The sequence below is a fragment of the Dellaglioa sp. CoH-55-MRSF-9 genome (assembly GCF_056782155.1).
Genome location: NZ_JBXAYG010000003.1, coordinates 214,639 through 230,579, shown reverse-complemented (window position 1 = coordinate 230,579; position 15,941 = coordinate 214,639). Strand labels below are relative to the sequence as shown.

The following is a 15,941-nucleotide window of genomic DNA, read 5'->3' as shown; positions in this document are numbered from 1 at the left end:
AGATAATAAGCAAAAAAAATAAGCTATCTTCATATAAATACGAAGGTAGCCTACTTTAATTTTAACTATTCTTTATTTTGATTGCTTTGAATCGTTATATTTAACCCATCCAATTAATCCTGCGGTTGATAAAAGAATAAATCCTATCATTGATAATCCTGATCCTTTTATTTCACCGGTTTGAGGTAATCTGTTTTGATTCGATGCAACATTCTTTGAGACAGGTGTTCTCCCGTCTGGATCTGGTGTCACCTGAGAAGTTGTTGGCATTTTACCTACAAATTCAATTCCCATTTCACTTGTATAACTAGCCGCTTCTGCGGTATTACCGAATGCACCTAAACTAAAAGATAACCCCAAAAGACCAATTACTAAAGTACTCGTTATTTTTTTCCCCATAACCATACCTCACCCATTTCGACTACTTATCTTCTTTTTCACCAGTTTGTAATTCTGATAAAATTTGTCGTTTTGCTTCTGCGACAGCTTCTTCTTTATCTTTTTTATTACGACGAACTAAGAACCAAATAATCAATAATACAAGTAGAAGTAAGAAGATTCCTGCAAGAATATACCACATTGTATAATCTTTTTCTAAGTCAACTGCCTTTTCGTTCAATTTATCTGCCGTTGCGCCATCAATTGTGAAGTTTTCAGTCCATTTCCACTTATTCACACCAGAAGTTGCCGTCATTTCTAGACGGTACTTACCAGGTTTAAAGGGTTGGTTGTCCCAAAAAATACCATAATTAAAATTCGTATTGGGAGCCATTGTCATATTCGAAGTGGTTGAAGCATGTAAGGCTTCATCCCCATTTCTTGAATAGACTTTTCCGGCTACCTTTAAATTACGAATAGGTGTTGTTGTTGGGTTTTGTAAATTTACCTTCAATGTATTACGGAAATTAACTGAACCTGGTTCAATTTTAAGTAATTTCATATCAGGTTTAACAACATCATCTGTTTCAGTTAACGTTGTCCCAATCACAAATGCATAACGGTTTTTAATTTGAACGTTACTCTTTGATTTTTTTTCACTATCTTTGTCGATCTTTTCATAGAAGTATAATCCACCATCGATTTCGCCATTAAATTTCTTAGCGGGCATTGTGATATGGAACGTATGCACAACACTTTTCTTGGCTGGAATTGTCACTTCTTTATCCGACTTAACAATTGAAGATAGAGGATTTACCATTGTTTTATCAAGTTTTGGTTTCACATGACTATATTCAACCACACCGTTATCGTTGGTTACAGCTGTATTTGCCTCAGCCATTACGACAACTGCTTTATTAGTCGAATTTTTCAATGTGACAGTAACATCTTGTTTCTGATTAGGCTTCATTTTTAAATTAAAATAGGTTTGGCGCTTATCAACTTGATTACTTGGAAGATTTGCAGTAACGGCAAAGTTCATTTCAGCAGCGTTCGCTTTTTGAACTTGTCCACTAAATAAAACCAATCCTGCCACAAACGCCATTATGATTCCAAAAAATTTTTTATTCAATGTAAAAATCCTCTTTCTTTTCAAATTAGCTTTATGGAGCCGCTATCAATGTCCATTTCAACGTTGATGTATAAGCTTCTTTTGTTTTCACAGTGGTACCAGGAACAAATAACGACACTGCATCGTTTCCTGTAGAGTTAGTTCCCGCTTTATCAGTACCCATAGCAAGTGTCCAAGTACCGAACGGATTATCACTATTACCATCTGTCGTACTAACAACCGAAACAGGAGTACCACCAGTTCCTGTAAGTTTAACGTTACCTGGTAAGTCCCCGCTTAGCCCTAAACCTGGATTTTCACTATGTGCTTCGATATTCTTAATATTTAGTACAGCACCTTTAAGCACGTTCCCGCTAGGACTTTTAAAAACAGTGTTACTAACACCTAATGACCAATTACCCGTTGTATTATTTGTGACCTGGGCGTAATTAGGTACATTATAATAATCTTTATCTGTTAGGTTTTGTGTGTCCCACACTCCACTTGAGTCACGACGGTTAGTCATGTCAGCTACTTTATCAAAAGTTGCATAGTAGGTTTTATTACTCCCCGAGATATCCTGTGCCCCAAAATGAAAACTAGAAATATAATCTATTCTTAAGTCTCCAGTTGTTGGCGTAACTTGATTGAGTGGGTGCACTGGTTTTGATGGATCTAACGGATCAACAGGACCAGACTTTTCAAGTAATGTTAAGTTAGCTGATGATATCGCAGTTTTTCCATCAGTTGCAACTGCTGCATCGGCTACTGAATTTACCATCATCGAAAATGCAAGGAGGGGGACAATGGCTACTGCTAGTCGTATATTTTTTTTCAAGCTCATTGTTTTAACCTATCCCTTTCTGCATTTTATAATGCTGCGTCTTTTAATGTCCATGTAATTGTTGATGTATATTTTTCATTTAATTTACTTGTTGCACCAGGTACTTCTAAAGTTGCTTTAGTAACAGGTAATGTGTTAGGCCCCATACCTTTATCTTTAGCTGCATCTACTGCTGGAACAGCTTTAGATGAACCATCTAAAAGCATAGTTGCTGCAGGATTAGCCACAAACTTTGCCCCATTACCATTAATAATTGAACCATTTGTTAAGGTTAACTTAGCACCATCAAGTGCCGTACCCGTTGCCGTGGCAAATTGTGTATTTGCAACTGTTAAATTCCAACCGACATTTGAGCCACGGTTATCATCAACTTGGATATTAGCATCCTCTGGTTTAGCGCCAAAAGACGTTTGTTCATAAGTTTTTGTTGATCCACTAATTTCTTGATCCCCAAAATCAACACTCGGTGCACTGATTAGCTTAAGTTCGCCTGCCCCAGTAGCTGGATTAGCTACGAAGTTAACATCACCTGTTGTGCCTTTTGTAATATCGGCAGCATGTGCTGCAGGTGCTAATGTTGAAAATAACGTAACTGCTAAAAGTGCTGATGTTGCAATTGCTGCTTTTTTCATAATTAATTTCCCCTTTGGTTTAACTTACTTCTAATCTTTTTATAGACCTGCGTCTGTTAATGTCCATGTTAAGTTAGTTTTGTAACTTGTTCCAATTGATTTAGCTGTTTTACCAGGTACTTCTAATGAGATTGCTTTCATTGAAGCATCTGTATCTGTTCCATCGACATATGTGCCAAATGAATCAGTCCAAGTACCCATACCTTGACCCTTAGCAGCACTTACAACTTCAACATCTTTTCCAACAGTTGGTGTAATAACACCACTATTTAAAGCAGTTGGGATTGTTGTCGTGTCACCAATATTTGAAGAATTAAATGTTTGACCGGTCATTTTTAATTGCGCACCAGCCAACTCAGAAGTCCCATCATTAAATTGGGCATCTTGATTTACTGAAAGTTTCCAACCACCATTTGTACCACGGTTATCAGTTACTTGTAAGTAATTAGCACGTTTAACCTTATCACCTTTACTATCTGTAGCTGAAATTGGTTGTGCATAGTAAGTTTCTGTAGAACCAGAAATCTTATGATCAGCACCAAAATCAAGATTAGAGATGTAATCAATCGATAAAGGTCCATCTGTACCAGGTTTGATTGGATCTGGATCTGGATCTGGTGTAATTGGATTTGTTGGATCGATTGGATCTGTGGGATTTGTTGGGCTTGTGCTTCCTGCGACAAAACCTACTTTACCTGTTTCATTATATGTTTGTGTATTATTTGCGGCATGTACAGCTGGTGCTGCAGTCAAACCTAATGTTGTTAACGCAATTGCACTTGCAACGATTTTTGTTGTTTTCATTTTAATTTCCCCTTTTATTGATTCCCTCTATTTTTTAATAACCTAGTTGATACAGGTTTACATCCCTGCGTCAGTAATTGTCCATGTTAAATCAGTGGTATATGGTTTAGCTTCTTTAGCTGAATTACCAGGTACGGCTAATGAAACAGCCTTCATTGCTGTATCCTTTGTAGCATCTGCATCATATACACCAAATGAATCTGTCCAAGTACCCATACCTTGACCCTTAGCTGCATTCAAGACTTCAACAGCGCTACCAGGTGTTGCTGTAATTGTAGCATCGGCTATAGCTGGGGTTGTTGCATTAGTTACACTATCCATATTTTTAGAATTTAATTTTTGTGATCCCATTTTTAATACTGCACCATCTAAATCTGCTGAGCCATCATTAAATTGTTTTTCTTGTTTAACTGAAAGTTTCCAACCAGCATTAGTACCACGTTTATCCGTTACTTGTAAGTAAGTAGCATATTTAGCACCACTAACTGCTTTGACAGGTGCAGCGTAGTAAGTTGTATCGTCCCCAGAAATTTTGTTTTCACCAAAATCAAAGTTAGAAACGTAATCAATTGATAATGGTCCATCAGTACCAGGACTAACAGGAGGAACAGTTGGTTCTAATGGATCAACGGGTTTATCTGGATCAACTGGGTTAACGGGTGGTGTTTTATCATCATTTTCTGTAAAACCAATCTTACCTAATGATGTGTAATTTTCTGTATGGTCTGCGGCATGTACAGCTGGTGCTGCAGTTAAACCTAATGTTGATAAAATAATTGCGCTTGTTACGATTTTAGTTGTTTTCATTTTAATTTCCCCTTTTAATTAATAACCTTTTTTTATTGATAGAATTAATTCTTATAAGTTAGCGTCTGTAAGTGTCCATGTTAAATCTGATGTGTATTTTTCTGCGACTTTTTTGCTATCACCAGGGATAGCTAATTTAACAGAAGCTTTAGCTTTATCAGCGTCTTTAGTTGCATTACCGAATGCTTCAACCCAAGTACCAGAACCTTCGCCATCTTTAGCTTGCATAACAACTTTATCACCTGATGCAGAAGAAATTGCAAGGTTATCTGTTAAAATTGATGGTGCTGGTTTTGTACCATTTTTATCAGCATTATTTGCTTCAGGGTTAGATAACGTAATTGTTGTGCCATCTAATACTGATTTTGTTGTTTCACTTGTAAATGCTTTTGATTGTTGAACTGAAAGTTTCCAGCCAGATACTGTACCACGGTTATCTGAAACTTGTAAGAAGTTTGCAAGGTCTTTTTTAGTTCCAGCTGTTGGGTTATCTGTTGTTGCTGCAACTAATTCCGAGTTATATGTTGTATCATTACCTGTTACTTTTTGTGTACCAAAGTTAAAGTTAGAAACGTAGTCAATTGCTAATGGGCCACCAGTACCTGGGTTCACTGGGTCTGTTGGATCGATAGTATGTCCTGGATCTGTTGGATCAGTAATACCAGGGTCTGTTGTTCCGTCATTTTTAGTCAATTCAACGTTACCATGTGATACATAATCTTTTGTTTCTGATGCGTTAGCTGTTGTAACAGCTGTTCCTGTAATACCTAATCCAAGTAATGCAGCGAATAATAATTTATTTGTTTTTTTCATAATATATATTTCCCCTAATCTCTTTTTTTATAGTTTAGCATCTGTCAAAGTCCATGTTAGTTCAGACTTATAAGCCCCTGCTACTTTTTTCGACTCAGCTGGAACAAACAATGAAATACTTTGTTGAGCAGCTGTATTATCTTTACCAAAACGATCCGTCCAGGTCCCCATACCATTGTCCAACTTAGCTGTCATCACAGTAACTGCCTTACCATCTGGCTTAATTGCTGCTTGACTATCCGTCGGTCTATGCAGGTTACTACCATTAACAACACCATTCATCAACGTGATAACCGTTCCATCTAATTTATTTTTACCATTCATAAATGGATTGGTCTGTGCAACGGTTAATTTCCACCCTGCATTTGACCCACGGTTATCCGTTATCTGAACATAGTTTGGATAATCTCCGACTTTACCGTTCTTATCAGCTAACTGGTCAAGTTGTGCATAATAAACACTATCTTTACCAGAAATTTTTTGTTGACTGAATTGTAAGTTCGAAACGTAATCAATCGATAACGGACCTGGCGTCCCCGGATTAACAGGTCTAACTGGTTTTACCGGATCCGTCGGATTAATTGGATTAACAGGTCGTGTTTCATCAGTACTTCCAACTAACTCAATAGTCGCATGCGATTGATAGCCCACTGTATCGCTTGCTGAAACTTGCGTTACGGCGAAACCAACAGGTACCATGCTTCCTAAAAGAATCCCCATAATTGTACTTCTTTTTAGCATCGTATTTTCTCCCCTCGTAAGATTTTGGTAGTTTTTAATATTAGCAATATGCTAACGATTAACATTAATTAAACAAGGTTTATGAATGTGGCGTATCCGCTAATGTCCATGTTATTTCCCCTGTATAGTCCCCTGCTTTAAGCAAAGGGTTATTTCCATTAAGTTGAACGATAATTCCTTTGTCGTTTGCCCAACTTACTTCTTGAGTTACCTCAGATTGCCCTGAACCAACTTCTGCACTGTTTGATTCTATATCTTGCGATTGACCAGATGCATCTATATATGTCAATACACCATTTAACTTAACGTTAGCATCGTTATGCTCCGTTAACGGTGTTGTAAGTTGAGCTGTTAAGGTCCAAGCTTGTTTACCCGCGTTAGAAACTTGTACGCTATTAACATGAGGATCAGGGTCACTACGTTGAACTTTAAAGTCTTCTCCGCTGTAAGGTAACGTAACACCTAAAAAAGAACCGTAATTAGTTGCCCCAGGTCCTTCTGTAATTTTCAATCCACCTGTAACTTCAATGTTAATGGTCTTTTTTAAACCATCCGAATTTTTGATAACTGCCTGATAAATACCATCAGTTGAAGTTTGTTTAAGTGTCGTTGAATCAACGCTTACTTTAGATTCAGCACCAGTTGCTAACAACCATCCTTTAGCTTCACTAGTCTTTAGAATTAATGCAGTCAACTCATCAGTTGTTAATTTTTGAATATCTGCCTGCTTTACGCCAAATCCTTTTGCATAAAGGGCAGAGACTTTATCAGTTGCAGTGTCATCATCAGTTACAGTAACTGGTACAGCTACTTTTGCGATTTCATTTGGTTTAACTGCAATATCTGTTAAAAGCATATCTTGGATGTAAAATCCTACTGTTTTATTATCAAGTGGTTTACCTGATGGATTTGTCCCATCAACAGTTAGTGTATGTGCATTAACTGTTGGTTGATTAATAATTGTCAAATCTTTAATCAAATCCGTCTCGCCTGTCTTAACCGTATCGCCAACTTTGATTGTTTGTGGGATAGCAATTGCGCCTAATTTGAATACGTTAACAGTTATAGTAACTGGTTTTTCTTGACGGTTATTACCTGGATCAACTGCCGTAACTAATAGTTCATTTTTACCTGGACCTAGTTTAGACATATTAACTGGTACAGAATACGGTGTAGGATTCTTCACATCCACTGTAATAGTATCGTAAGGATTCTTTTCTGACGTTCCATCTGGATACCCGATTTCAATATTTCCTTTTGTATCATCTGAATCAGTAACATCTCCTGTAATCTCAACACCTTTTTGATCAGCGTAACCGTTAATTATTGTATTTTTAACTGTCGCAACGGGAGGAGTACTAGGTGTTGTCTCTTTATAAGTAAGGTAAGACCCATTAACAAGTGTTGCACCTGGAGCTAAATCAACTTGATTAGCTTTCATAATGTACGCACTATCATCACCAATTGTTTTACTTGGATTACTAATATTTTCAATTCCAATATTAGTGTTTGCTGCTGAACCTTCCATACCTGTCCCGGCTACCCCCCCTTTAAAGTAGTTATTAAAATTAGCGGGGTTTAGAATCTTATCTTGAGAACCGCCCGTATAATTTGTCCAACCACCCAAAGTAGCATTAGACTCTGGATCTTTCAATCTCACATCCAAAACATGCTTCTGACTAGTACTATCCCCAATCATTTTAAAGCCATCATTAGGTCCAATACTCTGTAAAGGAACTTTATCAGAATCTACAAAAGTATCATTTGTTTCCAAGGCACCTATTTTTTGTGAATCTGAATTATTATTTGTAATACTAAAGTAACGGTAAATACCACCAGTCCTACCATATACTGATTCAAAAGTATAACTAACTTTGTACTTACTATCATACATAGTTGCTTTAAATCCCGTGTTCATACTATTTTTATAAAGATGATAATCAGTAATTGACCCATCTAAAAGTCCACCCTCGATACCAGAAATACCGTTGTCTAGGTAAGCTTCATTCACATTATAACCACGAGCTATTTTGTCGCCCATAATCAGCCCGTGTATAATCGATGGACGCGGATTTTTTCCGGTAGTATACGTATATGACCAAGATGGTAAATTAGGTGAACTATTATTGCTTGCTCTATCTGCGTCATTATTATTCGTCAGTTCACTAGGCTGAAAAGGTTCAATACTATTTCCAAAGTACATAACTGGTTCATTAGGCTTATCAGATCTCCCCGATTGTGAAACAAACGTCTTTGCTACATCAGCTGCGTAATCTTTTGTTTCCCATTTAACAGTAGGTAGAATTTCATCTTTTGGTCCAACATATCCAGCTGCTCGAGTGGTAGCTCGAGTACTTCGTTTAGTTTTTTCTGATGATTTAGCTTTTATTTTTAATTCACTTTTTTTAGTTGTTGATTTAGTTTCTACAGATTCACTTGATAGCGCCTTTTTTTCTGATTCACTTGATTCTTTAATCGTTAACTTACTTGATGTTTCATCTGATGATTCGCTTGACATACTGCTCTCATCGGTTTTAGCAAACACACTAGGTTCTCTATGGCTAGCTCCCCCAGCTAACAATCCTGCAAAAACAGCACTTGTCATAATTGTTGCCGAAACCCATTCTTTTTTTCTGTTTTTATACTCTCTCATTTTTTAGCCCTCCCCAATCCTTGCTTTTAACTTATTAATTATTTTATCAATTTAGTCTATTTGATTTCACTAACATATTGCCAATTCACTACTATCCCCTATTTATCTAGCTATTTCTATTAACTTTTATCAAATATACCTTTTAGCAAAGTTAAAAATTCAACATGTACATGCTTTGTCTTTGATTAACATGTACATATTATATCTTCAATGGTGTACGATGTTAAATCAAATTTTTTATTTTTTTAAAAATATTTGAAAATTAAACAAATAATAATTATTCATAAGTTTTATCTCATCATAAAACGAAAATTATTAAGCCACTAAAATACGAATAAAATTTAGTTATCATTAATTTTTATTAAAAAAATCCATATCAATACTTAGCAGTATTGATATGGATTTACTATTATTTGGGATTGTTATTTAGTTCATAATTAAACTGCTAAAAATATTCAAATCATTTAAGATTAAATTAGAAACTATAACATTAAGGTGTATTCTCTAGTGTCCATGTTATTTCCCCTGTATAGGCTCCAGCTTTAAGTGATGTATTACCTCCGTTAAGTTGAGCGACAATTCCTTTATCCTTATCCCAACGGACTTCTTGAGTTGCCTCAGACTGTCCTGAACCAACTTCTGCACTACTTGATTCTATATCTTGTACACCATTAGCTGAATTTACATACTCCAAAACACCAGTTAACTTATCATTAGCACTATCTGTCAAACCTTTTGTAAGTCGAGCAGTTAATGTCCAAGCTTGTTTACCTGCATTAGAAATATTCACACTGCTATTGGTACTAGAATCACTACGTTGGAGATCAAAATTTTCTCCACTGTAAGGTAATATCACGCCACTGGAAGAACCATAGTCAGTTGCAGTAGGTGCTGATGTAATTTTTAATCCACCTGAGACAGTAATCACAATTTCTTTTGTTTGACCATCAGAATTTTGGATAACTGCTTTATAAAAACCATCACCTGAAGTTGGTTTAAGTTCTGTTGACTTAACACTAACTTTAGATTCGGCACCCGTCGCTATCAGCCAGCCTCTAGCTTTACTATTATTCAAGATTAATGTATCTAAATCACCAGTTGATAAGTTTTGAATATCCGCTGTTTTTAATTCAAATCCCTTGGCATAAAGAGCAGAAGTTTTGTCAAATGCAGTATCACTATCAGTTACGGTAACGGGTACAGCTACTTTTGCGATTTCATTTGGTTTAACTGCAGTATCTGTTAAAAGCATATCTTGAATGTAAAATCCTGCTGTTTTATTATCAAGTGGCTTACCTGATGGATTTGTTGTATCCATTTTTAAGGTATGTGCATTAACTGTTGGTTGATTAATAATTGTTAAATTCTTAATTAAGTCCGTTTCGCCTGTCTTAACCGTATCGCCAACTTTGATTGTTTGTGGGATAGCAGTTGCACCTAATTTATAAAGATTGACTGTTACCGTAACAGGTTTTAACTGTTCTACTTCACTATCGTCAACAGCTGTCACTATTATCTTATTTGAACCTAATTTTAATTTAGAAGTGTCAATGTTTGCACTATAATCAGCACTAGTATCTACCTTACCTGTGTCGTACACATTCTCTGTTGTTCCTGACGTTGACCCATCTGGATAGGTAATTTGAATATAACCTTTACTGCCATCCTTATCTAAAACCGTTCCTAAAACTTTAGGCCTATTAGTTTGACTTGCATAAGCATTAATCGTTTGTTCTTTTACACTTGCAACAGGTGCAACAGCTTCCTTATAAGTTTGATAAGAACCCGTTACGAGTGTTCCTCCTGGTTCCAAAGTTTTCGGATTAGCTTTTATTATGAACCCACTATCGCCTTTAAATGGGTTATCTGGATTCTTAATATTTGAAACGGCAATAATTTTATTATGTGGTGATTTTTCCATTCCAGTTCCAAGTGCACCACCATTGAAATAATTATTTAAATAACCAGTATTCATAACATTTGGTTCATCTCCGCCTGTGTAATTCGTCCATCCACCTAATTTGGTATTATTTCTTGGATCATTTAATTTGAAATTTAAACTATGTGCTGACCCAACCATTTTGAATCCTTCATCCGGGCCTAAGCTTTCAATGGTAACAGCATCCTCATCAACGAATGTATCGACGCCCTCAATAGCTCCAACTGCACGAGCCGTTGTGTCATTGTTAGTAATACTAAAATAGCTATAAACACCGCCACTAGCATCATAAACTTCCTCAAATGTATAACTTAATTTATACTTTGTATCATACATAATTGCCTTAAATCCAGTACCTGTTTTATTTTTAAAAAGTTGATATCCAGTGATATCCTTACCTTTAACTGCAGATTCAATTGTATAAGGAATTGATGAAAAGGATGATACCAACCCGTATCCACGATTACCTGGGACACTATTATTAATAATAATTCCATAAGATTTCCTTGGAACAGGATTTATTCCAGTATCAAACATGTAGGCCCAACCAGACTTATTAAGACCACTGACGGGATCATTATTTAATAACTCATTCATTTGAAAAGGAAAATAATTATTTCCAAAATATAATACAGGTTCGCCAGGTTTATTCTGTGAACCCGACTGTGAAACAAATGCCGTTGCTGACTCCGCTGAATAATCTTTTGTTGTATCCCAGTAATCATCAGGAAATACATCATTTGCTGGTCCAACATACCCAGCTGCTCTAGTACTTAGTTTAGCTTTTGCTGACGGTTTAGCTTTTGTTTTTGATTCACTTTTTTTTATTGTGATTGATTTAGTTTTTAGAGAATCACTTGATATCGCCTTTTTTCCTGATTCACTTGTGGCGTTATCTGATGACTCACTTGACATACTGCTCTCATCAGTTTGAGCAAATACACTAGGTTCCCTGTGACTGGCCCCCCCAGCAAATAATCCTGCAAAAACAGCACTTGTTATAAGTGTTGCTGAAATCCATTCTTTTGTTCTACTGTTATGTTTCCTCATCTTTTATCCCTCTCTAATGCTTAATTATCTTATTTATTTGGTCTTACTATCATATCGTTAAGTCATTGTCATCCCCTATTTTTCTAACAATTCCCATTAACTTTTAGTAAAGTGAAGATACAATATGTACATACTACATCTACAATTATTATGTACATATTGTATCTTCAATGGTGCACAATGTTAAATCACATTTTTTACCTTTTTAAAAATATTTGAAAATAAAAAAGTTATTAATTAAAAGATAATATCCCTTAATTAATAACTTTTTCATTTAAATTATTTAATTTTTTGTTGATACTTTCTTTTTAATCTTCGATTAATCCATAATATAACAAAAACATTAACGATTATCAGTACGAACAAGAGTAATATCCAATAGATCCAGTAATTTGTTTGATCGATTGTAACATCCTTCTCATTCAATATTCTTGCTTTTGATCCACTTACCGTAAATTTCTGTTTAAAATGCCATGCCTGATTTTTAGAAGTCATCTCTGCACTAAGTTCGTAGGTACCACTTTTGAGTAATTCACCAGCAGCTAATGGAATTGGAAAGGTAACCGCACTGGTTGGGGCAATTTGCATGTCCTTATTACTTGCTCGATATAATACTTTTGAACTACCTAACCGTCTGACTTGTGTATTTATTTGAACTTTATTTAAAAACATAGCGCTCTGATTTTCAAATCTCGCAGCAATCACATTACGTGCATTAATTTGTGTGATATCAACCGTTTTTAATTTTACTTGTGCGCTAGTTACAGGTTGTTCTCCATGGAATATTACCGCAGTCGTATATAAATAACGATTATCAATAACCGCTCGTTCTGACTTTGTTTGAGACTGAGCATCATTGTCTTCAATCACCGATATACCTCCCGCAACGACACCTGCAAAAGTCGTATTGGGTAACGCAACATCCAAAGTAACTATTTTTTCACTTTTTGCAGGAACAGTTATACGATTCTGACGAGCTCTAACTGCTTTTACCACTGAGAACGGCTGTTGTGCCAATACTTTACTTTGTGATTCCGCGTACTCCACAACCCCATTATAGTTTGTTGTTGCATCCTTAATGAGGACTTCAAACGTTAGTGATTTATCAATAAGATTAGCTACCTTAATTTTCAGCTGTGTTTTAGTTCCTGGTGCTGCTTTTAAATCAAAATAAGTTTTTTTCTTATCTAATTGATAGTCAGATATCATAGGTTGAACAGAAAAGTCAACTTGGCTGGCATTAACCTGCTTAATGTCCACTCCGAATAAAAATAAAATACTGAATAAAAATAAATAGCCGAATCTTTTAATAAATTTTGTGGTTATCATTTCATTATTATTCATTTGATGGCACATCATTTAATGACCATGTAATTTCACTACGATAGACATCTGTCATCTTAGTTGCCTCACGGGGAATATTCAAAGCGATACTATTTCCTTTAGTTGCCTCATTCCCAAAACGGTAAACCCAAGTGCCGTATCCTTCATCACCTTTTGCGGCAACGACTACTTTATTAGCTCCTACAGACAAATCAAAATTTTTCTTATAAAATCCAGGTTTTTTATCCGCAGAAATGGAAACAAGTTCACCATTACTAAAACTAAGATAGGCACCCGTTAACGATTTATGCGTCTCTTCAGATTCAAATTGGCGACTCTGTTTAGCTTCAAGCACCCAACCATTTTCAGTTCCGCTAAAATTTGAAACTTGAACGTAATTGGGTGTGCTTGCCCCTGTTGCCATATCTTGCGCTTTGGCATAACTTTTTTTATCATTCGAATCAATTTTAGTTGTATTGAAACTAAGGGAAGAAGCAAAATCGACTGTTGTTGCTCCAGATTGAAAATCCATAGACAAATCGGATTGCGCACTACCACGATTAGTTTTCGCCGCTTGAATCGTTGCCTCAGATGCAGTCATATAGAGACCTAATAGTGTTACAAAGGCGCTTAATACTATTTTATTCATAAAGATTTCCCTCTCCCTGTCTAAAAAAATTACTCTTCTGTTATTTCTATAATTTGAATACATATATTAATGACATGTTATTTTATATCACCACTTTTGTCAATTTTTTTAAAAATATGATAATTATTGATTCTAGATTTATATGCAAACCGTTGGCAATTCCCCTATAATGGATAGTACATACTCTTTAATGAGGAGGAATCGCGATAAATGGACTTTATATTTAACAAAGATGATATTCGTAAGTTAGAATTATTTTCTTATCTTGAGAATACTTATGACCAATCTGCTTCGCAAACAGACATCCAAAAACATTTTAAATGGTCAAAATATTATACAGCAACAACTATCAAGTCTTTAGAAGAAGATCTTGTCACTGAAGGATTAGACGATTACTATTTATTAAAAGTTAGCAATAACAAAGTAAGTCTACAAAAAAATGGCTTAGATTCCATCGATCACCTATTACTTCTATACGCTAAGCAGTCACCTCAATTTTTGATGCTGAATGCGCTATTTACTAACCCTAATTTTAGTATAGAATCCTTCACCGAATCGTTATTTTTAAGTGAAGCAACTGGTTATCGGACCAAGAAATTTTTAGATGATATGTTACAAAAATTAGGCTTTAAAATCACTAAAAACTTCCAATTAGTAGGTCCTGAAGAAAATATTCGCTTATTTTTTTATAACCTTTATTTAGCTGTCTATAAGAACTACAACTTCCCATTTAATGAAGAAGTTGATCGTAATTCTAGTTTATTTTCTAACCAATTAATTTCTAGCTTAAATCTTGATCTCACACAAATACAATTATTGAAACTAAAGTATTTTTCAGCTGTTCTCATACAAAGTTTAGCTTCTAATCGAAATGATACTAATCGTTTTGCTGATGTTAATTTTGCTAATTCAGACTCAATCATGTCCAATATTCAAGACTGTCTTCAAGAAAATCCAGGTATTAATGGACTTACGGATGAACAGTTATCAATTGAAACAGTATTTGTTCTAAATTTCCTTTATATGGAAGACATTGTTGACGTTACATTTAATAACTCATCTTTCTTTTCACAAATTGAATCACTCAATAATTTTGTTATTAAAGACTTACAAAAGTTCTTTGATATCACATTAAGTGAACAAAGTTATATGACATTATTTGACGAATTATCTCGTATTCATTTTTCTAGTTACCATAGTGCCCAAATTGATTTTAGTTGGCAAGTTGCCGTAGATAATACTATTTTAAAAGAAAATTATAGTTGGTTTTATATCTTCGTTGACCAATTGATAACTAACTTAACAACGAATGTACCGGATATTTTCAAAGAAAAAAACATTAACATGGCCCGTTTAAAATCAGAATATCTTTTCTTATTCATTCGTTATATTGATTTACCAACCGTTTCAAAACCGGTGCATATAACAATTGATTTTTCAAAAGGGAGTAACTACAATGATTTAATTCACAAAAATCTTGATTCAATGCCCTTCTTTAATTTGGAAGTTAACTACAAATTAACAGATCAAACCGATATTTACCTTTCTGACTTCTTGATGGCAGATGTCCCCAGTCGCTACCTAATCTGGAATAGTCCACCATTAGCTTCTGATTGGGAGATATTTGCTAATATGGTTGTGGCTATTCGAACAGATAGTCAGGAGGATATCACTAATGCATAAAAAGTTTAGAACATCCCGCCTAACTAGAATTTCCTTAGCCTCAATCGTAGCTAACTTGTTCATTTTATCCATGTATGTACCCAAACAAATTAAAGCAACACCGCGAAGCGATAGTGAAGATTCTCGTGTAGCTCCTGTGAATCCAATGGATCCCAGAAAAAATGCAGAACCTGTGTCCCCTAAGGTTTCGGCACCTAAAAAACAAAAACCTCGTAAGGTTAAGAAAAAAGTAACAGATAAATCACCAATCGCTTTTGTTTCAACGCAACATTCTGTAACACCTATTAAACCACCTGTAGCCCTTTCAGTATCTTATTCTGGCTACTTGGTTCGTCATTTATCAGGGAACCTACTCTATGGTTCAAAAACAAGGTCATCAGATGCGATTATTTTAAAAGAAACTAAAGAATAAATTTAGTTTATTTTATTTGACCTTTTTTGACCAAGGGTTTAAACTAGCATTACATTAGTTCAAATGCTAATATAAAAAAAGTAAATAATAATAAATTCGGAG

General features: G+C 35.2%; 14 protein-coding genes. 2 read left to right on the top strand and 12 right to left on the bottom strand.

Going from position 1 to position 15,941, the window contains the following annotated elements:
* Window positions 1–72: 72 nt before the first annotated feature.
* The 12 genes from AC1RPV_RS04830 to AC1RPV_RS04775 form a co-directional block, all read right to left on the bottom strand.
* A complete protein-coding gene (locus tag AC1RPV_RS04830) occupies window positions 73–399 on the bottom strand; it encodes an LPXTG cell wall anchor domain-containing protein (RefSeq protein WP_481761462.1) in 327 nt (108 codons plus the stop codon).
* A 22-nt stretch (window positions 400–421) separates the two neighbouring features.
* Window positions 422–1,510: a WxLIP family cell surface protein gene (locus AC1RPV_RS04825; protein ID WP_481761463.1), complete on the bottom strand. Its 1,089-nt coding sequence runs from the start codon at window positions 1,508–1,510 to the stop codon at window positions 422–424.
* Between the two features lie 31 nt (window positions 1,511–1,541).
* Window positions 1,542–2,333 (bottom strand): WxL domain-containing protein, encoded by a 792-nt coding sequence (locus AC1RPV_RS04820; protein ID WP_481761464.1) that lies wholly within the window; start codon window positions 2,331–2,333, stop codon window positions 1,542–1,544.
* Window positions 2,334–2,359: 26 nt separating this feature from the next.
* Window positions 2,360–2,965 (bottom strand): WxL domain-containing protein, encoded by a 606-nt coding sequence (locus AC1RPV_RS04815; RefSeq protein WP_481761465.1) that lies wholly within the window; start codon window positions 2,963–2,965, stop codon window positions 2,360–2,362.
* 39 nt (window positions 2,966–3,004) lie between these two features.
* Entirely contained in the window at window positions 3,005–3,769 is a 765-nt protein-coding gene (locus tag AC1RPV_RS04810) for a WxL domain-containing protein (protein ID WP_481761466.1), read from the bottom strand.
* A 57-nt stretch (window positions 3,770–3,826) separates the two neighbouring features.
* Complete coding sequence (locus AC1RPV_RS04805; RefSeq protein WP_481761467.1) at window positions 3,827–4,576, bottom strand: WxL domain-containing protein; 750 nt, start codon at window positions 4,574–4,576, stop codon at window positions 3,827–3,829.
* 51 nt (window positions 4,577–4,627) lie between these two features.
* Window positions 4,628–5,389, bottom strand: a complete 762-nt coding sequence (locus tag AC1RPV_RS04800; RefSeq protein ID WP_481761468.1) for a WxL domain-containing protein — start codon at window positions 5,387–5,389, stop codon at window positions 4,628–4,630.
* Between the two features lie 27 nt (window positions 5,390–5,416).
* Complete coding sequence (locus AC1RPV_RS04795) at window positions 5,417–6,130, bottom strand: WxL domain-containing protein (protein WP_481761469.1); 714 nt, start codon at window positions 6,128–6,130, stop codon at window positions 5,417–5,419.
* 79 nt (window positions 6,131–6,209) lie between these two features.
* The gene (locus AC1RPV_RS04790) at window positions 6,210–8,783 is read right to left on the bottom strand and encodes a hypothetical protein (protein ID WP_481761470.1); all 2,574 of its coding nucleotides are present in this window, start codon (window positions 8,781–8,783) and stop codon (window positions 6,210–6,212) included.
* 490 nt (window positions 8,784–9,273) lie between these two features.
* The gene (locus AC1RPV_RS04785) at window positions 9,274–11,772 is read right to left on the bottom strand and encodes a hypothetical protein (RefSeq protein ID WP_481761471.1); all 2,499 of its coding nucleotides are present in this window, start codon (window positions 11,770–11,772) and stop codon (window positions 9,274–9,276) included.
* Between the two features lie 279 nt (window positions 11,773–12,051).
* Complete coding sequence (locus AC1RPV_RS04780) at window positions 12,052–13,116, bottom strand: WxLIP family cell surface protein (RefSeq protein ID WP_481761472.1); 1,065 nt, start codon at window positions 13,114–13,116, stop codon at window positions 12,052–12,054.
* Window positions 13,109–13,744 carry a WxL domain-containing protein gene (locus AC1RPV_RS04775; protein WP_481761474.1) on the bottom strand — a complete coding sequence of 212 codons (636 nt, stop codon included), beginning with the start codon at window positions 13,742–13,744 and terminating at the stop codon, window positions 13,109–13,111. The genes AC1RPV_RS04780 and AC1RPV_RS04775 overlap by 8 nt, the downstream gene beginning before the upstream one ends.
* 210 nt (window positions 13,745–13,954) lie before the next feature.
* Between AC1RPV_RS04775 and AC1RPV_RS04770 the strand changes: the two genes are divergently transcribed.
* Together AC1RPV_RS04770 and AC1RPV_RS04765 are read left to right on the top strand one after the other, a co-directional pair.
* Window positions 13,955–15,427 (top strand): helix-turn-helix domain-containing protein, encoded by a 1,473-nt coding sequence (locus AC1RPV_RS04770; RefSeq protein WP_481761475.1) that lies wholly within the window; start codon window positions 13,955–13,957, stop codon window positions 15,425–15,427.
* On the top strand, window positions 15,420–15,839 hold the full coding sequence (locus AC1RPV_RS04765) for a hypothetical protein (RefSeq protein ID WP_409022196.1): 420 nt from the start codon (window positions 15,420–15,422) through the stop codon (window positions 15,837–15,839). Before AC1RPV_RS04770 ends, AC1RPV_RS04765 begins: the two co-directional genes overlap by 8 nt.
* Window positions 15,840–15,941 lie beyond the last annotated feature (102 nt).